The following is a 21730-nucleotide window of genomic DNA, read 5'->3' as shown; positions in this document are numbered from 1 at the left end:
CGGACGTGGGAGGATCGGAGGTGGCGGGCCGGGGCCGCGCACCCGGTCGAGCCGTTGCCGTACGCGAGGAGACGTGTACGCAGGGCAGTACCGGGCGCGAGCATTGAGGAGCACCGTTGAGCAGGTTGCGCTGGCTGACCGCGGGAGAGTCCCACGGTCCCGCACTCGTCGCGACGCTGGAGGGCCTTCCGGCCGGCGTGCCGGTCACCACGGAGCTGGTGGCGGACCACCTCGCACGGCGGCGCCTCGGCTACGGGCGTGGCGCGCGCATGAAGTTCGAGCGGGACGAGGTCACCTTCCTGGGCGGTGTCCGGCACGGCCTGACCCTCGGCTCCCCGGTCGCGATCATGGTGGGCAACACCGAGTGGCCCAAGTGGGAGCAGGTCATGGCGGCCGACCCCGTCGACCCCGAGGTGCTGGCCGGTCTGGCCCGCAATGCGCCGCTGACCCGGCCCCGGCCCGGCCACGCCGATCTCGCCGGCATGCAGAAGTACGGCTTCGACGAGGCCCGGCCGATCCTGGAGCGCGCCTCGGCCCGGGAGACCGCGGCCCGGGTGGCGCTGGGCGCGGTGGCCCGGTCGTACCTGAAGGAGACGGCCGGCATCGAGATCGTCAGCCACGTCGTCGAGCTGGCCTCGGCGAAGGCCCCGGCGGGCGTGTATCCCACGCCCGCCGATGTCGAGAAGCTGGACGCCGACCCGGTGCGCTGCCTGGACGCGGATGCGTCGAAGGCGATGGTCGCGGAGATCGACCAGGCCCACAAGGACGGCGACACCCTCGGCGGCGTCGTCGAGGTGCTGGCGTACGGCGTGCCGGTGGGACTGGGCTCGCACGTGCACTGGGACCGCAAGCTGGACGCGCGGCTGGCCGCGGCGCTGATGGGCATCCAGGCGATCAAGGGCGTCGAGATCGGCGACGGCTTCGAGCTGGCCCGGGTGCCCGGCTCCAAGGCGCACGACGAGATCGTCGGCACGCCGGACGGCATCCGGCGGGTGTCCGGCCGCTCCGGTGGCACCGAGGGCGGGCTGACCACCGGCGAGCTGCTGCGGGTACGGGCCGCGATGAAGCCGATCGCCACCGTGCCGCGCGCTCTGCGGACCGTGGACGTCAGCACCGGCGAGGCGACCCAGGCGCACCACCAGCGTTCCGACGTGTCCGCGGTCCCGGCCGCCGGTATCGTCGCCGAGGCCATGGTGGCCCTCGTCCTCGCGGACGCGGTGGCGGAGAAGTTCGGCGGCGACTCGGTGACCGAGACCCGCCGGAACGTGCAGTCGTACCTCGACAACCTGCGGATCCGATGAGCGGACCGCTGATCGTTCTGGTCGGCCCGATGGGCGTCGGGAAGTCCACCGTCGGACAGCTGCTCGCCGAGCGGCTGGGCGTCGCCTACCGGGACACCGACGACGACATCGTGGCCGCCGAGGGCCGCACGATCGCCGAGATCTTCGTCGACGAGGGCGAGGCGGTCTTCCGGGCGATCGAGAAGGCCGCCGTGCACCAGGCGCTCGCCGAGCACGAGGGCGTCCTCGCGCTCGGCGGCGGCGCCGTCCTCGACGAGGACACCCGCGGCCTGCTCGTCGGGCACCGTGTGGTCTACCTCTCCATGGACGTCGAGGAAGCGGTCAAGCGCACCGGCCTCAACGCGGCCCGCCCGCTGCTCGCCGTCAACCCGCGCAAGCAGTGGCGCGAGCTGATGGAGGCGCGGCGGCACCTGTACGAGGAGGTCGCCACCGCCGTCGTGCCGACCGACGGCCGCATGCCGGAAGAGGTCACCCAAGCGGCCCTGGACGCACTGGAGTTGAAGGAAGCATGAGCGAGACAGTGACGAGGATCCAGGTAGCCGGTACCGCGGGCACCGACCCCTACGAGGTGCTGGTCGGCCGGCAACTCCTCGGCGAGCTGGCCGGGTTGGTCGGGCACAAAGCCAAGAGGGTCGCGGTGATCCACCCTGAGGCCCTCGCCGAGACCGGTGACGCCCTGCGCGCCGACCTCGCCGAGCAGGGCTACGAGGCCGTCGCCATCCAGGTGCCGAACGCCGAGGAGGCGAAGACCGCCGAGGTCGCCGCGTACTGCTGGAAGGCGCTCGGCCAGTCCGGTTTCACCCGCTCCGACGTCATCGTGGGCGTGGGCGGCGGTGCGACCACCGACCTGGCCGGGTTCGTGGCCGCGACCTGGCTGCGCGGCGTGCGCTGGATCGCCGTGCCGACCACCGTGCTGGCCATGGTGGACGCGGCGGTCGGCGGCAAGACCGGCATCAACACGGCCGAGGGAAAGAACCTCGTGGGTGCCTTCCACCCGCCGGCCGGTGTGCTGTGCGACCTGGCCGCGCTGGAGTCGTTGCCCGTCAACGACTACGTCTCCGGACTCGCCGAGATCATCAAGGCCGGTTTCATCGCCGACCCGGTGATCCTGGAGCTCATCGAGTCCGACCCCGAGTCCGCGCGCACCCCGGCCGGACCGCACACCGCCGAGCTCATCGAGCGCTCCATCCGCGTGAAGGCGGAGGTCGTCTCCTCCGACCTGAAGGAGTCCGGCCTGAGGGAGATCCTCAACTACGGCCACACGCTCGGCCACGCCATCGAGAAGAACGAGCGCTACAAGTGGCGGCACGGTGCCGCGGTCTCCGTCGGCATGCACTTCGCCGCCGAACTCGGGCGCCTCGCCGGCCGGTTGGACGACGCGACGGCCGACCGGCACCGCAGCATCCTGGAGTCGGTCGGGCTGCCGCTGCACTACCGCCACGACCAGTGGCCCAAGCTGCTGGAGACGATGAAGGTGGACAAGAAGTCCCGCGGCGACCTGCTGCGCTTCATCGTGCTCGACGGCCTTGCCAAGCCGACCGTCCTGGAGGGACCGGACCCGGCGGTGCTGCTGGCCGCGTACGGCGAAGTGGGGCAGTAGGCAGCCGCGCGGTACGTCCTCAACGGCTCCTTCCGTCCGATTCGCCTCGGCGGGCGGGCACTTCGGGCCCTCCCCGGCCGTTTCACCAAACGACGGCCGGGGACGGTACCGTTCGGTAGGGAGCGGGGGAACAGCCCCGCTGCCAGCGCCAATTGCCTGTACGGAGGAGACGGAGTGGGACCGGATGCAGCACGCAGCGGGGTCTGAGCTGCCGCCGCCCCACCAGCCGGGGCAGGGACCGGCCGCCGGCTGGGTACCGGCCGGACACCAGTCGGCCGCACACCACCTGGGAGCGCACCACGCGGGAGCCCACCTCCCGGGAGCCCACCAGGGCTCCGTGCCCGTGCCCCCGCCGCCCCCGGCGCCGGGTTTCACCGGCGGCTCCCCGGGTCCGCTGCCCCCCGCGCCCGCGCAGCCCCCGGCTCCGGTCCCGCAGCACCCGCCCGTCCCGCAGGCCCCCGACACCACGGGCCACGTGCCGCTGCCGCCCGGCGGCCCGGTCGCCATGCCGAGCACGCCGCCGGCCGCCGTGAGCCCCGATCCGTCCGGTACGACCCTGGCCGTGCTGCTGATCGGCCCGGCCGGTGCCGGGAAGACCAGCGTCGCCAAGTACTGGGCGGACCACCGCCGGGTCCCCACCGCCCACATCAGCCTCGACGACGTGCGCGAATGGGTCCGCTCGGGCTACGCGAACCCGCAGTCGGGGTGGAACGACAACTCCGAGGCCCAGTACCGCCTCGCCCGCCGCACCTGTGGCTTCGCCGCCCGGAACTTCCTGGCCAACGGCATCTCCTGCATCCTGGACGACGCCGTGTTCCCGGACCGGCCGGTCGTCGGCCTCGGCGGCTGGAAGCGGCACGTCGGTCCCGGACTGCTGCCCGTCGTGCTCCTCCCGGGCCTCGACATCGTCCTGGAGCGCAACGCCGAACGCACCGGCAACCGCCGCCTCACCGACGAGGAGGTGGCCCGCATCCACGGCCGCATGGCCGGCTGGTACGGCTCGGGTCTGCCCATCGTCGACAACTCGCAGCTGGACGTCCCGGGAACGGCGAGAGTGCTGGACGAGGTCCTGGCCAGAGCGATCGCGAGCCCGCCGAGCTGGTGATCCACGCGCCCGGGATCCAGTGGGAGCGAACCCCACTCGGCCCCACCAAACGGCGCGAACCGGGCAAAACTCCTACGCTCGTCTCATGTCAGAGGTGTACGCGACCCGCCGATCCCGGCTGAGGGAGCGCTGCAACGCGGCCGGTACCGCGGCAGCGCTCATCTCCCGCCCCGCCAACGTGCGCTACCTGGCGGGGGCCGCCCCCCAGGGCGCAGCACTGCTCCTCGGCAAGCGCGAGGACCTCCTCGTCTGCGCCGGCCCGCCCGACGACCGCCCCGCCGAGGGACGGCCGGACGAGAACCTGCGGCTGCACGTCCTGCCGTCACCCGGCGGTGACACGGCGGTCGCGGCAGCCGACCTCGCGGCGTCCCAGGGGGCCGAGGCCCTCGCGGTGGAGGAGCACCACCTCACCGTCACGCGGTACAGAGCCGTGTCCTCCGTTGCGGCCGGCCTCCGGCTCGCGGACCTCGGCGGAGCCGTCGAGCAGCTCAGGGTGGTGAAGGACGAGGAGGAGATCTCCTGCCTGAGGATCGGCGCCGAGATCGCCGACCAGGCCCTCGGTGAGCTGCTGGAGTCCATCCTGGTGGGCCGCACCGAACGGCACCTCGCCCTGGAGCTGGAGCGGCGCCTGGTCGACCACGGCGCCGACGGGCCCGCCTTCCCGACCTCGGTCGCCACCGGGCCCAACTCCGGCCGCCCGGGGCACCCGCCCACCGACCGGCGGGTCGAGGAGGGCGACTTCCTGTCCGTCTGCCTGGGGGCCACCTACCGGGGATACCGCTGTGAGATCGGCCGTACGTTCGTCATCGGCACCTCGCCGGCCGACTGGCAGATCGAGCTGTACGACCTGGTCTTCGCCGCTCAGCGCGCCGGACGCGAGGCCCTGGCACCCGGCACGGCCTGCCGGGACGTGGACCGGGCCGCGCGCCAGGTGCTGGACTCCGCCGGGTACGCGCAAGGACTGCCGCCGCTCACCGGACACGGGGTGGGACTCGAAATCGACGAGGACCCGCAGTTGGCTCCCGCGGCCATGGGTAAACTGGACGCTTGCGTGCCGGTCACCGTCGAACCGGGGGTCCACCTCCCGGGCCGGGGCGGCGTCCGGATCGATGACACGCTCGTCGTACGCCCTGAGGCGGACGGCGGACCCGAGCTACTCACCATCACGACCAAGGAGCTGCTCGCGCTCTAGCCTCGCGCTGGGCGCCTGCCCCGGGGTCGTACGTCAGTCCAGGAGATTCCGCAACCGTGGCTTCCACGAACGACCTCAAGAACGGCATGGTGCTCAAGCTCGAAGGCGGCCAGCTCTGGTCCGTCGTCGAGTTCCAGCACGTCAAGCCCGGCAAGGGCCCCGCCTTCGTGCGCACCAAGCTCAAGAACGTGCTCTCCGGCAAGGTCGTCGACAAGACCTTCAACGCCGGCGTCAAGGTCGAGACGGCCACTGTCGACAAGCGCGACATGCAGTTCTCGTACATGGACGGCGACTACTTCGTCTTCATGGACATGGAGACCTACGACCAGCTGATGGTCGACCGCAAGGCCGTCGGCGACGCCGCCAACTTCCTCGTCGAGGGCTTCACGGCCACCGTCGCCCAGCACGAGGGCGAGGTGCTCTTCGTGGAGCTCCCGGCCGCCGTCGAGCTCACCATCCAGGAGACCGAGCCGGGCGTCCAGGGCGACCGCTCCACCGGCGGTACCAAGCCCGCCACGCTGGAGACCGGCCACCAGATCCAGGTCCCGCTCTTCATCACCACCGGTGAGAAGATCAAGGTCGACACCCGCACGAGCGACTACCTCGGCCGGGTGAACAGCTAACCGTGGCCGCCCGCAACACGGCCCGCAAGCGCGCCTTCCAGATCCTCTTCGAGGGGGACCAGCGCGGCGCCGATGTCCTGACCGTCCTCGCGGACTGGATCCGGCTCTCCCGGACCGACCCCCGGCAGCCCCCGGTGAGCGAGTACACGATGCAGCTCATCGAGGGCTACGCCGACCATGCGAAGCGCATCGACGAGCTGATCGCCCAGTACTCGGTCGGCTGGACGCTCGACCGGATGCCGGTCGTCGACCGGAACATCCTGCGCCTGGGAGCCTACGAGCTGATCTGGGTGGACGAGACCCCGGACGCCGTCGTCCTGGACGAGATGGTGCAGCTCGCCAAGGAGTTCTCCACGGACGAGTCGCCCTCGTTCGTCAACGGCCTGCTGGGCCGGCTGAAGGAGCTCAAGCCCTCGCTGCGCCGCGACGAGGCCTGAGAGGCCCGGTGACCCGAACGCCGGAGGGCCCGCAGCACGACTGCTGCGGGCCCTCCGGCGTTGTGCCTGGTGCACCTGGTGGGCGGCACGTTTCTGCTGAGGCGCTGGGGGGATCAGCTCTCCTCGTGGGTCGCCACCGCGCGGCGCGCGTCCGCGTCGAGGACACCCCAGCTGATCAGCTGCTCGGTGAGGACCGAGGGCGACTGGTCGTAGATGACGGCGAGTGTGCGCAGGTCGTCCTGCCGGATCGACAGGACCTTGCCGTTGTAGTCACCGCGCTGGGACTGGATGGTCGCCGCGTACCGCTGCAGCGGGCCCGCCTTCTCGGCCGGCACCGTGGCCAGTCGCTCCAGGTCCAGGACCAGCTTCGGCGGCGGCTCGGCGGCACCGCCCGGCGTGGTGCCCGGCAGCAGCTCCTGCACAGGAACGCCATAGAAATCGGCCAGCTCGGCAAGGCGCTGCACGGTCACGGCGCGGTCGCCGCGCTCGTAGGAACCGACGACCACGGCCTTCCAGCGCCCCTGGGACTTCTCCTCGACACCGTGGAGGGAAAGGCCCTGCTGGGTGCGGATGGCCCGGAGCTTGGCCCCGAGCTGTTTGGCGTATTCGCTGGACATATAGCTCCCCGGACACTGTGTCGACGCGGCTGGCAGCGTTTCCACGCCGCGCGGCTGGTAACTCACTGTGAGGTTACGCAGCGTTACTCTCCTGCGTCAAGCGGAATGGTCCGCAGCGACTCTTCCGTGGTGGCGGCGGCTCGTTGCGCCAAGGGGGTGATCGGGAGGCGTCCGGGCGACCTGCTACGGTGGATGGCGCAATTCCGACGTCCTTTAAGGTCCGTCCCGTGAGGCGGAGAAGGAGGTCCGTTTCGTATGGACAAGCAAGACAGGCAAGACAAGCCGGACGCGCAGACGTCCGACGCGCGGCCCGTTCTCGAAGGGCCCGACATCGCGCGGGTCCTGACCCGCATCGCCCACGAGATCGTCGAGCGCGCCAAGGGCGCCGACGACGTGGTGCTCCTAGGCATTCCGACCCGGGGCGTCTTCCTCGCCCAGCGGCTGGCCGCCAAGCTCGAGAAGATCACCGACCGCAAGGTGCCCGTCGGATCGCTCGACATCACCATGTACCGCGACGACCTGCGCATGCACCCACCGCGTGCGCTGGCCCGCACCGAGATCCCCGGTGACGGCATCGACGGGAAGCTGGTCGTGCTCGTCGACGACGTGCTCTTCTCCGGCCGTACCATCCGCGCCGCCCTCGACGCCCTGAACGACATCGGGCGCCCGCGCGCGGTGCAGCTCGCGGTCCTGGTGGACCGCGGCCACCGCGAACTGCCCATCCGCGCCGACTACGTCGGCAAGAACCTCCCCACGTCGCTGCGGGAGACGGTCAAGGTCCAGCTCGCCGAGGAGGACGGTCGCGACACCGTGCTGCTCGGTGCGAAGCCGGCCGCCCCGGACGAGCAGCACTAGCACTCCGGCCCGCCCCGGGTGCGCGTTCCCGCACGTGTCCACGCCCGGTTGCGCCTCCGGGGCCTCCAGACCCCCGATTCTTGAATTGCCTTACGGAGCCTGACAGATGCAGCGTCATCTCATCTCGGCCGCCGACCTCACCCGCGACGACGCCGTCCTGATCCTCGACACCGCCGAGGAGATGGCCCGGGTCGCCGACCGGCCGATCAAGAAGCTGCCGACCCTGCGCGGCCGCACCGTCGTCAACCTCTTCTTCGAGGACTCCACCCGGACCCGGATCTCCTTCGAGGCCGCCGAGAAACGGCTGTCCGCGGACGTCATCAACTTCTCCGCCAAGGGCTCGAGCGTGTCCAAGGGAGAGTCCCTGAAGGACACCGCCCAGACCCTGGAGGCCATGGGCGTCGACGCCGTCGTCATCCGGCACGGCGCCTCCGGTGCCCCTTACCGGCTGGCCAACTCGGGCTGGATCGACGCCGCCGTCATCAACGCGGGCGACGGCACCCACCAGCACCCCACCCAGGCCCTCCTGGACGCCTTCACCATGCGCCGTCGGCTGGTGGGACGGGACGCCGGGATCGGCCAGGACCTGTCGGGCAAGCGCATCACGATCGTCGGCGACGTCCTGCACAGCCGGGTCGCCCGTTCCAACGTCGACCTGCTGCACACCCTCGGCGCCGAGGTGACCCTGGTCGCCCCGCCCACCCTGGTGCCGGTCGGCGTCGAGACCTGGCCGTGCCAGGTGTCGTACGACCTCGACAGCACGCTGCCGAAGTCCGACGCCGTGATGATGCTCCGCGTCCAGCGCGAACGCATGAACGCCGCCTTCTTCCCCACCGAGCGCGAGTACTCCAGGCGCTACGGCCTCGACGGGGACCGCATGGCGCGGATGCCCGAGCACGCCGTCGTGATGCACCCCGGCCCCATGGTCCGCGGCATGGAGATCACCGCCGAGGTCGCCGACTCCGAGCGCTGCACCGTCGTGGAGCAGGTCGCGAACGGGGTCTCCATCCGGATGGCCGTCCTGTACCTGCTGCTCGGCGGCAACGAACCCGCCGTCACCCACGCCCGCCCGCCCGTCTCCCACCACCACCCTTCCGACGAGCGCTTCGCGCACCCCTCCGGTTCCGAGGAGAAGTAAGAGCCATGAGCAAGATCCTGATCCGTGGTGCGAAGGTGCTCGGCGGCGAGCCGCAGGACGTGATGATCGACGGCGAGGTCGTCGCCGAGGTGGGCGCCGCTCTGAGCGCCGAGGGCGCGGAGGTCGTCGAGGCCGACGGCAAGGTGCTGCTGCCGGGCCTGGTCGACCTGCACACCCATCTGCGCGAGCCCGGCCGCGAGGACTCCGAGACCGTCCTGACCGGAACCCGTGCGGCCGCGTCCGGCGGCTACACGACCGTCTTCGCCATGGCCAACACCTTCCCCGTCGCCGACACCGCCGGCGTGGTCGAGCAGGTCTACCGGCTCGGCCGGGAGCACGGCTACTGCGACGTGCAGCCCATCGGCGCCGTCACCGTCGGCCTCGAGGGCAGGAAGCTCGCCGAGCTGGGCGCCATGCACGAGTCGGCCGCCGGGGTCACCGTCTTCTCCGACGACGGCAAGTGCGTCGACGACGCGGTGATCATGCGCCGGGCACTGGAGTACGTGAAGGCCTTCGGCGGCGTCGTCGCCCAGCACGCCCAGGAGCCGCGGCTGACCGAGGGCGCCCAGATGAACGAGGGCGTCGTCTCCGCCGAGCTGGGCCTGGGCGGCTGGCCGGCCGTCGCCGAGGAGTCGGTGATCGCCCGGGACGTGCTGCTCGCCGAGCACGTCGGCTCCCGCGTGCACATCTGCCACCTGTCGACCGCCGGAAGCGTCGAGATCGTCCGCTGGGCCAAGTCCCGCGGCATCCAGGTCACCGCCGAGGTCACCCCGCACCACCTGCTCCTCACCGACGAGCTGGTGCGCAGCTACAACCCCGTCTACAAGGTCAACCCGCCGCTGCGTACCGAGCGCGACGTGCACGCACTGCGCGAGGCGCTCGCCGACGGCACGATCGACATCGTCGCCACCGACCACGCCCCGCACCCGCACGAGGACAAGGACTGCGAGTGGGCCGCGGCCGCCATGGGCATGGTCGGCCTGGAGACCGCGCTGTCGGTGGTCCAGGAGACCATGGTGGACACGGGTCTGCTGGACTGGGCCGGCGTCGCCGACCGGATGTCCGTCAAGCCCGCGCAGATCGGCCGGGCGAACGGCCAGGGCCGCCCCGTCTCGGCAGGTGAGCCCGCCAACCTCATCCTCGTCGACACCGCCTACCGTGGCCTGGTGGACCCCGCGGGCTTCGCCTCGCGCAGCCGCAACACCCCGTACGAGGGACGCGAGCTGCCGGGCCGTGTCACCCACACGTGGCTGCGGGGCAAGACCACGCTCGTCGACGGGAAGCTCACGTGACACCTGCAACTCTGCTCGCGACCGGCCTCGCCGCCGACAGGAAGTCGGCGGAGGTCACCGACTGGGCCGCGCGTATCGGCTGGCTGGTCGGACTCGCCCTGTTCGTCGCGCTCGTCTACTGGCTGATGCGCGAGGGCTGGAAGTGGCGCGGCACCCTCCAGAGCGACCTGCCCGAGCTGCCGACCGCGCCGGACGACCTCGGCCCGGTCGAACTGAGCATGAGCGGCCGCTACCACGGCTCCACCACCGCCGGTCAGTGGCTGGACCGCATCGTGGCGCACGGCCTGGGCACCCGCAGCCGGGCCGAGCTCACCCTGACGGCCGCGGGACTGGACGTCGTACGTCCCGGGGCGGCCGACTTCTTCGTCCCCGCCGCCGCGCTGCGCGAGGCCCGGCTCGACAAGGGCATCGCCGGCAAGGTGCTCACCGAGGGCGGGCTGCTGATCGTCACCTGGCAGCACGGCGACCGGCTGATCGACTCCGGGTTCCGCTCGGACCGCGCCGCGGAACACCACGAGTGGGCCGACGCCATCAACTCCATGATCAACGAAACCAGCACGGAAGGCGCCGAACGATGACGACCTCCACCAGGGGAGCTGCCAAGACTCCCGCCGTACTCGTCCTGGAGGACGGCCGGATCTTCCGCGGCCGCGCCTACGGGGCCATGGGGGTGACCTTCGGCGAGGCCGTGTTCTCCACCGGTATGACCGGCTACCAGGAGACCCTCACCGACCCCTCCTACCACCGCCAGGTCGTGGTGATGACCGCCCCGCACGTCGGCAACACCGGCGTCAACGACGAGGACCCCGAGTCCAGGCGCATCTGGGTCGCCGGGTACGTGGTGCGCGACCCCGCGCGCGTGCCGTCCAACTGGCGATCGCGGCGCTCCCTGGACGAGGAGCTCGCCGCGCAGGGCGTCGTCGGCATCTCGCGCATCGACACCCGCGCCCTCACCCGCCACCTGCGCGAGCGCGGCGCCATGCGCGTCGGCATCTTCTCCGGCGACGCGCTGCCCGACGAGGGCACCATGCTCGCCGAGGTCCGCCAGGCCCCCGAGATGAAGGGCGCCGACCTCTCCGCCGAGGTCGCCACCCAGGAGGCGTACGTCGTCCCCGCGATCGGGGAGAAGAAGTTCACCGTCGCCGCCGTCGACCTCGGCATCAAGGGCATGACCCCGCACCGCATGGCCGAGCGCGGCATCGAGGTGCACGTGCTGCCCGCCACGGCGACCGCGGAGGACCTCCACGCCGTGAATCCGGACGGCGTGTTCTTCTCCAACGGCCCCGGCGACCCCGCCACCGCCGACCACCCCGTCGCGCTCATGCAGAGCGTCCTGGAGCGCGGCACCCCGCTGTTCGGCATCTGCTTCGGCAACCAGATCCTGGGCCGCGCCCTCGGCTTCGGCACCTACAAGCTGAAGTACGGCCACCGCGGCATCAACCAGCCCGTGCAGGACCGTACGACCGGCAAGGTCGAGGTCACCGCGCACAACCACGGCTTCGCCGTCGACGCCCCGCTCGACGAGGTGACCGAGACCCCCTACGGGCGCGTGGAGGTCTCCCACGTCTGCCTGAACGACAACGTGGTGGAGGGCCTGCAGCTCCTCGACCGCCCGGCGTTCAGCGTCCAGTACCACCCCGAAGCGGCAGCCGGCCCGCACGATGCCGCCTACCTGTTCGACCGCTTCGTGAACCTCATGGAGGGCCAGCGTGCCTAAGCGCACCGATATCCAGTCCGTCCTGGTCATCGGCTCCGGCCCGATCGTCATCGGCCAGGCCGCCGAGTTCGACTACTCCGGCACCCAGGCGTGCCGGGTTCTGAAGGCCGAAGGCCTCCGGGTCGTCCTGGTCAACTCCAACCCGGCGACGATCATGACCGACCCGGAGATCGCCGACGCCACCTACGTCGAGCCGATCACCCCCGAGTTCGTCGAGAAGATCATCGCCAAGGAGCGGCCCGACGCGCTGCTGCCCACCCTGGGCGGCCAGACGGCCCTCAACACCGCCATCTCGCTGGACGAGAACGGTGTCCTGGACAAGTACGGCGTGGAGCTGATCGGCGCCAACGTCGAGGCGATCCACAAGGGCGAGGACCGCGACCAGTTCAAGGAGGTCGTGGAGGAGGTCCGCAAGAAGATCGGGCACGGCGAGTCCGCCCGGTCCGTGATCTGCCACTCCATGGACGAGGTGCTCGCCGGTGTCGACCACCTCGGCGGCTACCCGGTCGTCGTCCGCCCCTCCTTCACCATGGGCGGCGCGGGCTCCGGCTTCGCGCACGACGAGGAGGAGCTGCGCCGCATCGCCGGACAGGGCCTCACGCTCTCCCCGACCACCGAGGTGCTCCTGGAGGAGTCCATCCTCGGCTGGAAGGAGTACGAGCTGGAGCTGATGCGCGACAAGCACGACAACGTCGTGGTCGTCTGCTCCATCGAGAACTTCGACCCGATGGGAGTGCACACCGGCGACTCGATCACCGTCGCCCCGGCGATGACGCTGACCGACCGCGAGTACCAGATCCTGCGCGACATCGGCATCGCCGTCATCCGCGAGGTCGGTGTCGACACCGGCGGCTGCAACATCCAGTTCGCGGTGAACCCCGAGGACGGCCGTGTCATCGTCATCGAGATGAACCCGCGCGTGTCCCGCTCCTCGGCCCTCGCCTCCAAGGCGACCGGCTTCCCGATCGCCAAGATCGCCGCCAAGCTGGCCGTCGGCTACACCCTCGACGAGATCCCGAACGACATCACCCAGGAGACCCCGGCCTCCTTCGAGCCGACCCTGGACTACGTGGTGGTCAAGGCCCCGCGGTTCGCCTTCGAGAAGTTCCCGCAGGCCGACTCCACGCTGACCACCACCATGAAGTCGGTCGGCGAGGCCATGGCCATCGGCCGCAACTTCACCGAGGCCTTCCAGAAGGCACTGCGCTCGCTGGAGAAGAAGGGCAGCCAGTTCACCTTCGTCGGGGACCCGGGCGACAAGACCGCCCTGCTCGCGGAGGCCGTCCGTCCCACCGACGGCCGGATCAACACCGTCATGCAGGCCATCCGCGCGGGCGCCACGCCCGAGGAGGTCTTCGAGTTCACGAAGATCGACCCGTGGTTCGTCGACCAGCTCTTCCTCCTCAAGGAGATCGCGGACGAGCTGGCCGACGCGCCCGAGCTCACCGGCGAGCTGCTCGCCGAGGCCAAGCGGCACGGCTTCTCCGACCAGCAGATCGGCGAGATCCGCGGGCTGCGCGAGGACGTCGTCCGCGAGGTCCGGCACGCCCTCGGGATCCGCCCGGTCTACAAGACCGTCGACACCTGCGCCGCCGAGTTCGCCGCCAAGACCCCGTACTTCTACTCGTCCTACGACGAGGAGAGCGAGGTCGCGCCCCGCGAGAAGGCCGCGGTCATCATCCTGGGCTCCGGCCCGAACCGCATCGGCCAGGGCATCGAGTTCGACTACTCCTGCGTCCACGCCTCCTTCGCGCTGGGCGACGCCGGGTACGAGACCGTGATGGTCAACTGCAACCCGGAGACCGTCTCCACGGACTACGACACCTCCGACCGCCTGTACTTCGAGCCGCTGACGCTCGAGGACGTGCTGGAGATCGTGCACGCCGAGCAGCAGGCAGGCCCGGTCGCCGGCGTCGTCGTGCAGCTGGGCGGTCAGACCCCGCTGGGTCTGTCGCAGGCACTGAAGGACAACGGCGTGCCGATCGTGGGCACCCCCCCGGAGGCCATCCACGCCGCCGAGGACCGCGGCGCCTTCGGCCGGGTCCTCGCCGAGGCCGGCCTGCCCGCCCCCAAGCACGGCACGGCCACCACCTTCGACGAGGCCAAGGCCATCGCCGACGAGATCGGCTACCCGGTCCTGGTCCGCCCCTCCTACGTGCTCGGCGGGCGCGGCATGGAGATCGTCTACGACGAGACCCGGCTGGCCACCTACATCGCCGAGTCGACCGAGATCAGCCCCTCCCGGCCGGTGCTGGTCGACCGGTTCCTCGACGACGCCATCGAGATCGACGTCGACGCCCTGTACGACGGCGAGGAGCTGTACCTCGGCGGCGTCATGGAGCACATCGAGGAGGCCGGCATCCACTCCGGCGACTCGGCGTGCGCCCTGCCCCCGATCACGCTGGGCGGCTTCGACATCAAGCGGCTGCGCGCCTCCACCGAGGCCATCGCGCGCGGGGTGGGCGTCCGCGGCCTGATCAACATCCAGTTCGCGATGGCGGGCGACATCCTGTACGTCCTGGAGGCCAACCCCCGTGCCTCCCGTACGGTCCCCTTCACCTCGAAGGCGACCGCGGTGCCGCTGGCCAAGGCCGCCGCCCGGATCTCGCTGGGCGCGACCGTCGCCGAGCTGCGCGAGGAGGGCCTGCTGCCGAAGCAGGGCGACGGTGGCGAGCTCCCGCTCGACGCGCCGATCTCCGTCAAGGAGGCGGTCATGCCGTGGTCCCGCTTCCGCGACATCCAGGGCCGGGGGGTCGACACGGTCCTCGGCCCGGAGATGCGCTCCACCGGCGAGGTCATGGGCATCGACTCCGTCTTCGGCACCGCCTACGCCAAGTCGCAGGCCGGGGCGTACGGTCCGCTGCCCACCAAGGGGCGCGCCTTCATCTCGGTGGCCAACCGCGACAAGCGCTCGATGATCTTCCCGGCGCGCGAGCTGGTCGCCCACGGCTTCGAGCTGCTCGCCACCTCCGGCACGGCCGAGGTCCTCAAGCGCAACGGCATCAAGGCCACGGTGGTGCGCAAGCAGTTCGAGGGCACCGGCCCGAACGGCGAGAAGACCATCGTCCAGCTCATCCACGACGGCGAGGTGGACCTCATCGTCAACACCCCGTACGGCACCGGTGGCCGCCTCGACGGCTACGAGATCCGTACGGCGGCCGTGGCACGTTCCGTGCCGTGCCTGACGACCGTCCAGGCGCTGGCCGCGGCCGTCCAGGGCATCGACGCCCTCAACCACGGCGACGTGGGCGTGCGGTCGCTCCAGGAACACGCACAGCACCTGACCGCGGCCCGCGACTAGCGGCCCAGGAGGGGGACACCGGAAACGGTGTCCCCCTCTTCATGAGGCCCCCCTCTTCACGAGGCTCCCGAGGACATCTGGACATGTACAAGTATTTCTTCCGTCTGGTTTTCAAACGGATGGATGCCGAGAAGGCGCACCATCTGGCCTTTCGCTGGATCAGGCTGGCCGTCCGCATCCCCGTGCTGCGCACTTTCGTCGCCGCGGCCCTCGCGCCCCGCTACAAGGAACTGCGCACCGAGGCGCTCGGGCTGCGCATGCACGGCCCCTTCGGGCTCGCCGCCGGCTTCGACAAGAACGCGGTCGCGATCGACGGCATGGCGATGCTGGGCTTCGACCACGTCGAGATCGGCACCGTCACCGGCGAGCCGCAGCCCGGCAACCCGAAGAAGCGGCTGTTCCGGCTCGTCGCGGACCGCGCGCTGATCAACCGCATGGGCTTCAACAACGACGGCTCCCTGGCCGTCGCCGCCCGCCTGGCCACCCGTGAACCGGTGTTCAGGACGGTCGTGGGCGTGAACATCGGCAAGACCAAGGTCGTCCCGGAGGCCGAGGCGGTCGCCGACTACGTGAAGTCGGCCGAGCGGCTGGCGCCGTACGCGGACTACCTGGTCGTGAACGTCTCCTCGCCGAACACCCCCGGCCTGCGCAACCTGCAGGCCACCGAGGCGCTGCGTCCGCTGCTGAGCGCCGTGCGCGAGGCCGCCGACCGGGTCGTGCCGGGCCGCCGCGTGCCGCTGCTGGTGAAGATCGCGCCGGACCTGGCAGACGACGACGTCGACGCGGTCGCCGACCTGGCCGTCGAACTCGGCCTGGACGGGATCATCGCCACGAACACCACCGTCGCGCGCGAGGGACTCGGTCTGAAATCCGCGCCCTCGCTGGTCAAGGAGACCGGCGGACTGTCGGGAGCGCCTTTGAAGGCGCGCTCCCTGGAGGTTCTGCGCCGCCTGTACGCGCGCGTGGGCGACCGCATCACCCTGGTCGGCGTCGGCGGCATCGAGAGCGCCGAGGACGCCTGGCAGCGCATCCTGGCGGGCGCCACGCTCGTCCAGGGCTACAGCGCCTTCATCTACGAGGGGCCCTTCTGGGGCCGGGCGATCCACAAGGGGCTGGCGGCCCGTCTGCGCACCAGCCCGTACGCCACCCTCGCCGACGCGGTCGGCGCCGACGTGAGGAAGACGGCATGACGGTTCAGGAAGCCTTCGGCGCACGTCTGCGCCGCGCCATGGACGAGCGGGGCCCGCTGTGCGTCGGCATCGACCCGCACGCGTCCCTGCTCACCGAATGGGGTCTGAACGACGACGTCGCCGGGCTGGAGCGGTTCAGCCGGACGGTCGTCGAGGCGACGGCCGACCGGGTCGCCGTCCTCAAGCCGCAGAGCGCCTTCTTCGAGCGTTTCGGCTCCCGCGGCATCGCCGTCCTGGAGGCGTCGGTGCGGGAGGCGCGCGAGGCCGGCGCGCTGGTGGTGATGGACGCCAAGCGCGGCGACATCGGCTCGACCATGGCCGGGTACGCCGAGGCGTTCCTGCACAAGGACGCCCCGCTGTTCTCGGACGCGCTGACCGTCTCGCCGTACCTCGGCTACGGCTCCCTGAGCCCTGCCGTCGCGCTGGCCCGGGAGAACGGCACGGGCCTGTTCGTACTGGCCCTCACCTCCAACCCCGAGGGCGGCGAGGTGCAGCAGGCGGTCCGTGCCGACGGGCGCGACGTCGGAGCGACGATGCTGGCCCACCTGGCGGCCGAGAACGCGGGGGAGGAACCCCTGGGCTCGTTCGGCGCGGTGGTGGGCGCCACGCTCGGCGACCTGTCCTCGTACGACCTCGGCATCAACGGTCCGCTCCTCGCGCCCGGCGTCGGGGCCCAGGGGGCGACGGCCGCCGATCTTCCCCGGGTGTTCGGAACGGCGGTGCGCAACGTGGTGCCGAACGTCAGCCGGGGTGTTCTGCGTCACGGTCCCGAGGTCGGGGCGCTGCGAGCGGCCGCGGAGCGGTTCGCGGAGGAGATCCGGGCCGCGGTGGCGGACGCCTGAGTCCTCCGATGAGTGCCCGGGTGAGCGGTTCCAGGGCGGCTTGAGGGTGAATACATTCTCAAATCGAGGGCAGTATGTCTGAAATGTCCGGCCTGACGGAGGCTGACCAGGACTTTTCCGCTGTTCTCGCTGACTCTGGCGGACTTGCCCGCTAGTCTCCGAGCAGTGGGGACACCTCCCACGCCCTTCAGGCAGTGGGGGAGGACGGGCAGCGTGTTGCTCGTGGCTCCCCAGGTGTGGGACGACTAGGTTCCTCACCGGTCCGTATCCGACAGTTCGACATCCGAGGTGACGTAGGCGTGGCTCTTCCGCCCCTTACCCCTGAACAGCGCGCAGCCGCGCTCGAAAAGGCCGCCGCGGCTCGCCGGGAGCGGGCCGAGGTCAAGAATCGACTCAAGCACTCCGGCGCCTCTCTCCACGAGGTCATCAAGCAGGGCCAGGAGAACGACGTCATCGGCAAGATGAAGGTCTCCGCCCTGCTCGAGTCCCTGCCGGGCGTGGGCAAGGTCCGCGCCAAGCAGATCATGGAGCGACTCGGTATCTCCGAGAGCCGTCGCGTGCGCGGCCTCGGTTCCAACCAGATCGCCTCCCTGGAGCGTGAGTTCGGAAGCACCGGCTCCTGAGTGCCGGGTGGTCCGGGACCGGCGTCCCGGGCACCCCGGCATTGCTGGAATAATCGCTGCATGGCTGCAACATCCCGGGGGACGACCCCCGAGCCCCCGGACGTACGTCGGCGGCTGACCGTGCTCTCCGGCCCCTCCGGGGTCGGCAAGAGCACGGTCGTCGTCCATATGCGCAAGGAACACCCCGAGGTCTGGCTCTCGGTGTCGGCGACCACCCGCAAGCCGCGCCCCGGCGAGCAGCACGGCGTCCACTACTTCTTCGTCACCGACGAGGAGATGGACAAGTTGATCGCCAACGGCGAGCTGCTCGAGTGGGCCGAGTTCGCCGGCAACCGCTACGGCACCCCCCGCCAGGCCGTGCTGGAGCACCTGGAGGCCGGAGTGCCGGTGCTGCTGGAGATCGACCTCCAGGGCGCCCGGCAGGTCCGCGAGTCCATGGCGGAGGCCCAGCTGGTGTTCCTGGCCCCTCCCTCCTGGGAGGAGCTCGTGCGCAGGCTCACCGGCCGGGGCACCGAGCCGCCCGAGGTGATCGAGCGTCGCCTGGAGGCGGCCAGGACCGAGCTGGCGGCCGAGCCCGAGTTCGACGAGACCCTGGTCAACACCTCCGTCGAGGACGTGGCGCGCGAGCTGCTAGCCTTGATGGACGTTGTGTGATCGTGAAGATCACCCTCAATTGATTCTTTCCCATCCATCGGAAGGTAGAGCGTGTCCTCTTCCATCACCGCGCCCGAGGGCATCATCAACCCGCCGATCGACGAGCTCCTCGAGGCCACCGACTCGAAGTACAGCCTCGTGATCTACGCGGCCAAGCGGGCCCGCCAGATCAACGCGTACTACTCGCAGCTCGGCGAGGGCCTCCTCGAGTACGTCGGTCCGCTCGTGGACACCCACGTCCACGAGAAGCCGCTCTCCATCGCCCTGCGCGAGATCAACGCCGGTCTGCTGACCTCCGAGGCCATCGAGGGCCCGGCGCAGTAGGACCTGCAGATCGCAGTCGTTTTATCCACAGGCCCGGCAGTGCTCCTGCCGGGCCTGTGGTGTGTGATGGACCCGTACGTTGCCGAGCCGGGGAGAGACGGTGGACAAGTCGGTGGACAAGCCCAAGGTCGTTCTGGGGGTCAGTGGCGGGATCGCCGCGTACAAGGCCTGTGAGCTGCTGAGAAGGCTCACGGAGTCGGGCCATGACGTACGGGTGGTCCCCACCGCCTCCGCGCTGCACTTCGTCGGCGCCGCCACCTGGTCCGCCCTGTCCGGCAACCCGGTGTCCACCGAGGTCTGGGACGACGTCCAGGAGGTGCCGCACGTCCGCATCGGCCAGCAGGCCGACCTGGTGGTCGTCGTCCCCGCCACCGCCGACATGCTCGCCAAGGCGGCCCACGGTCTCGCCGACGACCTGCTGACGAACACGCTGCTCACCGCGCGCTGCCCGGTCGTCTTCGCCCCGGCCATGCACACCGAGATGTGGGAGCACCCGGCCACCCAGGAGAACGTCGCGACACTGCGCCGCCGGGGCGCCGTCGTGATCGAACCGGCGGTCGGCCGCCTGACCGGCGTCGACACGGGCAAGGGGCGGCTGCCCGACCCCGGAGAGATCTTCGAGGTCTGCCGCCGGGTCCTGGCCAGGGGAGCGACGGAGCCGGACCTCGCCGGCCGGCACGTCGTCGTCAGCGCCGGCGGCACCCGTGAACCCCTCGACCCGGTCCGCTTCCTCGGCAACCGCTCGTCCGGCAAGCAGGGCTACGCCCTCGCCCGGACCGCCGCCGCCCGGGGTGCACGGGTGACGCTGATCGCCGCCAACACCGGCGGACTGCCGGACCCCGCCGGTGTGGACGTCGTACCCGTGGGCACGGCGCTCCAGCTGCGCGAGGCCGTACTGAAGGCGGCCGCCGACGCCGACGCCGTGGTCATGGCCGCAGCCGTGGCCGATTTCCGGCCCGCGACCTACGCGGCAGGGAAGATCAAGAAGAAGGACGACCAGGACCCGGAGCCGGTCGCCCTGGTACGGAATCCGGACGTCCTGGCGGAGATATCGGCCGAACGGCCCCGGCCCGGACAGGTGGTCGTCGGCTTCGCCGCCGAGACGGACGACGTCCTCGCCAACGGCCGCAGGAAACTGGCGCGCAAGGGCTGTGACCTCCTCGTGGTGAACGAGGTCGGGGAGCGCAAGACGTTCGGCTCCGAGGAGAACGAGGCCGTCGTACTGGGCGCCGACGGCAGTGAGACGCCCGTACCGCGCGGCCCGAAAGAGGCCCTCGCGGAGATCGTCTGGGACCTCGTCGCGGGGCGGCTGGGCTGATCGTACGGCCCTCTGTTTCGGCCGTTCGGCGGGATCTCCGCAGGGGACATTGGCGCGTGGCGGCCCTGGCCAAGGCCGCTGCGCATTGGGCAGAATGCCCGTGCCGCAGGTCACAGGGCTCCCGAGAGGTGAGACATGTGCCCCGTGGGCAGACTGCCACCGATAAACTGTCTCTCGGACGATGCCGGGCGCAGCTCCCCGCGTCGTCCGTCAAATGATCAGCCAGCAGCCGCTGCAAACCCAGGGAGCGTTGTGTCCCGTCGCCTGTTCACCTCGGAGTCCGTGACCGAAGGTCACCCCGACAAGATCGCTGACCAGATCAGCGACACCATTCTCGACGCGCTCCTGCGCGAGGACCCGTCCTCCCGCGTCGCCGTCGAGACGCTGATCACCACCGGTCTGGTCCACGTGGCCGGCGAGGTCACCACCAAGACGTACGCGGACATCGCGACCCTGGTGCGCAACAAGATCCTCGAGATCGGCTACGACTCCTCGAAGAAGGGCTTCGACGGAGCCTCCTGCGGCGTCTCCGTCTCGATCGGTGCGCAGTCCCCGGACATCGCGCAGGGCGTCGACACGGCGTACGAGTCCCGGGTCGAGGGCGACGAGGACGAACTCGACAAGCAGGGCGCCGGCGACCAGGGGCTGATGTTCGGCTACGCGTCCGACGAGACGCCCACCCTGATGCCGCTGCCGATCTTCCTGGCGCACCGGCTGTCGAAGCGCCTGTCGGACGTCCGGAAGAACGGCACCATCCCCTACCTGCGCCCGGACGGCAAGACGCAGGTGACCATCGAGTACGACGGTGACAAGGCCGTCCGCCTCGACACGGTCGTCGTCTCCTCGCAGCACGCGAGCGACATCGACCTGGAGTCGCTGCTCGCGCCCGACATCCGCGAGTTCGTCGTCGAGGCCGAACTCAAGGCGCTCCTCGACGAGGGCATCAAACTCGACACCGAGGGCTACCGTCTGCTGGTCAACCCCACCGGCCGTTTCGAGATCGGCGGCCCGATGGGCGACGCCGGCCTGACCGGACGCAAGATCATCATCGACACCTACGGCGGCATGGCCCGCCACGGCGGTGGCGCCTTCTCCGGCAAGGACCCGTCCAAGGTGGACCGCTCCGCGGCGTACGCGATGCGCTGGGTCGCCAAGAACGTGGTCGCCGCGGGCCTCGCCTCCCGCTGCGAGGTCCAGGTCGCCTACGCCATCGGCAAGGCCGAGCCGGTCGGCCTGTTCGTCGAGACCTTCGGCACCCACAAGGTCGAGACCGAGAAGATCGAGAAGGCCATCGACGAGGTCTTCGACCTCCGCCCGGCCGCCATCATCCGCGACCTCGACCTGCTCCGCCCGATCTACGCCCAGACCGCGGCCTACGGCCACTTCGGCCGCGAGCTCCCCGACTTCACCTGGGAGCACACGGACCGCGTGGACGCCCTGCGGGCGGCCGTGGGCCTGTAGGCCCGCCGTTCTCCGTCAGAGGCCCGGCTTCCCATCGGGAGGCCGGGCCTCGGCGTGTGGTGAGGGGTGTGCCGGCCAGATGGCCTCGCCGCGCGAGCACACCCGGAGTTGCCGACCGGTAAGTGAGCCTGGGCGGCTGG

Annotated in this window: 21 protein-coding genes; 20 read left to right on the top strand and 1 reads right to left on the bottom strand. The window is 70.8% G+C overall.

All coding sequences use genetic code 11. From position 1 onward, the window contains the following. Positions 1-116: 116 nt before the first annotated feature. The 7 genes from aroC (at position 117) to nusB (ending at position 6258) form a co-directional block, all read left to right on the top strand. Positions 117-1301 carry a chorismate synthase gene (gene aroC / locus ACWC21_RS07170; protein WP_450878983.1) on the top strand — a complete coding sequence of 395 codons (1185 nt, stop codon included), beginning with the start codon at positions 117-119 and terminating at the stop codon, positions 1299-1301. After that, positions 1298-1813 (top strand): shikimate kinase, encoded by a 516-nt coding sequence (locus tag ACWC21_RS07165; protein ID WP_450878981.1) that lies wholly within the window; start codon positions 1298-1300, stop codon positions 1811-1813. The genes aroC and ACWC21_RS07165 overlap by 4 nt, the downstream gene beginning before the upstream one ends. Beyond that, positions 1810-2901 carry a 3-dehydroquinate synthase gene (gene aroB / locus ACWC21_RS07160; protein ID WP_450878979.1) on the top strand — a complete coding sequence of 364 codons (1092 nt, stop codon included), beginning with the start codon at positions 1810-1812 and terminating at the stop codon, positions 2899-2901. Before ACWC21_RS07165 ends, aroB begins: the two co-directional genes overlap by 4 nt. Before the next feature lie 184 nt (positions 2902-3085). Then, positions 3086-4006, top strand: coding sequence for a Pro-rich N-terminal domain-containing protein (locus tag ACWC21_RS07155; RefSeq protein WP_450878977.1), 921 nt, complete (start codon positions 3086-3088; stop codon positions 4004-4006). Positions 4007-4091: 85 nt separating this feature from the next. Further along, complete coding sequence (locus ACWC21_RS07150; protein ID WP_450878975.1) at positions 4092-5198, top strand: aminopeptidase P family protein; 1107 nt, start codon at positions 4092-4094, stop codon at positions 5196-5198. Positions 5199-5254: 56 nt separating this feature from the next. Further along, the gene (efp, locus tag ACWC21_RS07145) at positions 5255-5821 is read left to right on the top strand and encodes an elongation factor P (RefSeq protein ID WP_006131211.1); all 567 of its coding nucleotides are present in this window, start codon (positions 5255-5257) and stop codon (positions 5819-5821) included. A 2-nt stretch (positions 5822-5823) separates the two neighbouring features. Then, on the top strand, positions 5824-6258 hold the full coding sequence (nusB, locus tag ACWC21_RS07140) for a transcription antitermination factor NusB (protein WP_450878972.1): 435 nt from the start codon (positions 5824-5826) through the stop codon (positions 6256-6258). Between the two features lie 113 nt (positions 6259-6371). Here the strand turns inward: nusB and bldD are convergent, their stop codons facing one another. Then, a complete protein-coding gene (gene bldD, locus ACWC21_RS07135) occupies positions 6372-6875 on the bottom strand; it encodes a transcriptional regulator BldD (protein WP_086170636.1) in 504 nt (167 codons plus the stop codon). Positions 6876-7130: 255 nt separating this feature from the next. Between bldD and pyrR the strand changes: the two genes are divergently transcribed. From pyrR to metK, 13 genes are all read left to right on the top strand, one after another. Further along, a complete protein-coding gene (gene pyrR, locus ACWC21_RS07130; RefSeq protein WP_450878970.1) occupies positions 7131-7730 on the top strand; it encodes a bifunctional pyr operon transcriptional regulator/uracil phosphoribosyltransferase PyrR in 600 nt (199 codons plus the stop codon). A gap of 106 nt (positions 7731-7836) precedes the next feature. Beyond that, positions 7837-8868, top strand: a complete 1032-nt coding sequence (locus ACWC21_RS07125; RefSeq protein WP_450878968.1) for an aspartate carbamoyltransferase catalytic subunit — start codon at positions 7837-7839, stop codon at positions 8866-8868. 5 nt (positions 8869-8873) lie between these two features. After that, positions 8874-10160 carry a dihydroorotase gene (locus ACWC21_RS07120; RefSeq protein ID WP_450878966.1) on the top strand — a complete coding sequence of 429 codons (1287 nt, stop codon included), beginning with the start codon at positions 8874-8876 and terminating at the stop codon, positions 10158-10160. After that, positions 10157-10738 (top strand): PH-like domain-containing protein, encoded by a 582-nt coding sequence (locus ACWC21_RS07115; protein WP_450878964.1) that lies wholly within the window; start codon positions 10157-10159, stop codon positions 10736-10738. The genes ACWC21_RS07120 and ACWC21_RS07115 overlap by 4 nt, the downstream gene beginning before the upstream one ends. Then, complete coding sequence (gene carA, locus ACWC21_RS07110; RefSeq protein WP_450878962.1) at positions 10735-11877, top strand: glutamine-hydrolyzing carbamoyl-phosphate synthase small subunit; 1143 nt, start codon at positions 10735-10737, stop codon at positions 11875-11877. Before ACWC21_RS07115 ends, carA begins: the two co-directional genes overlap by 4 nt. Continuing rightward, positions 11870-15178, top strand: a complete 3309-nt coding sequence (gene carB / locus ACWC21_RS07105) for a carbamoyl-phosphate synthase large subunit (RefSeq protein ID WP_450878960.1) — start codon at positions 11870-11872, stop codon at positions 15176-15178. Before carA ends, carB begins: the two co-directional genes overlap by 8 nt. An 83-nt stretch (positions 15179-15261) precedes the next feature. After that, entirely contained in the window at positions 15262-16368 is a 1107-nt protein-coding gene (locus ACWC21_RS07100; protein WP_450878958.1) for a quinone-dependent dihydroorotate dehydrogenase, read from the top strand. Continuing rightward, positions 16365-17210 carry an orotidine-5'-phosphate decarboxylase gene (pyrF, locus tag ACWC21_RS07095; protein WP_450878956.1) on the top strand — a complete coding sequence of 282 codons (846 nt, stop codon included), beginning with the start codon at positions 16365-16367 and terminating at the stop codon, positions 17208-17210. Before ACWC21_RS07100 ends, pyrF begins: the two co-directional genes overlap by 4 nt. A 299-nt stretch (positions 17211-17509) precedes the next feature. After that, positions 17510-17833: an integration host factor gene (locus tag ACWC21_RS07090; protein WP_003977346.1), complete on the top strand. Its 324-nt coding sequence runs from the start codon at positions 17510-17512 to the stop codon at positions 17831-17833. A gap of 60 nt (positions 17834-17893) precedes the next feature. After that, complete coding sequence (gene gmk, locus ACWC21_RS07085; RefSeq protein ID WP_450878954.1) at positions 17894-18487, top strand: guanylate kinase; 594 nt, start codon at positions 17894-17896, stop codon at positions 18485-18487. Positions 18488-18538: 51 nt separating this feature from the next. Beyond that, positions 18539-18811: a DNA-directed RNA polymerase subunit omega gene (gene rpoZ / locus ACWC21_RS07080; protein WP_005319902.1), complete on the top strand. Its 273-nt coding sequence runs from the start codon at positions 18539-18541 to the stop codon at positions 18809-18811. Between the two features lie 112 nt (positions 18812-18923). Next, positions 18924-20129 (top strand): bifunctional phosphopantothenoylcysteine decarboxylase/phosphopantothenate--cysteine ligase CoaBC, encoded by a 1206-nt coding sequence (coaBC, locus tag ACWC21_RS07075; RefSeq protein ID WP_450879343.1) that lies wholly within the window; start codon positions 18924-18926, stop codon positions 20127-20129. Between the two features lie 252 nt (positions 20130-20381). Next, positions 20382-21590: a methionine adenosyltransferase gene (gene metK, locus ACWC21_RS07070; protein WP_450878952.1), complete on the top strand. Its 1209-nt coding sequence runs from the start codon at positions 20382-20384 to the stop codon at positions 21588-21590. The last annotated feature ends 140 nt before the right edge of the window (positions 21591-21730 follow it).

The sequence above is a fragment of the Streptomyces sp. NPDC001348 genome (assembly GCF_053597535.1).
The sequence above is the reverse complement of the archived record's forward strand: the minus strand, read 5'-3'. Positions and strand labels throughout refer to the sequence as shown.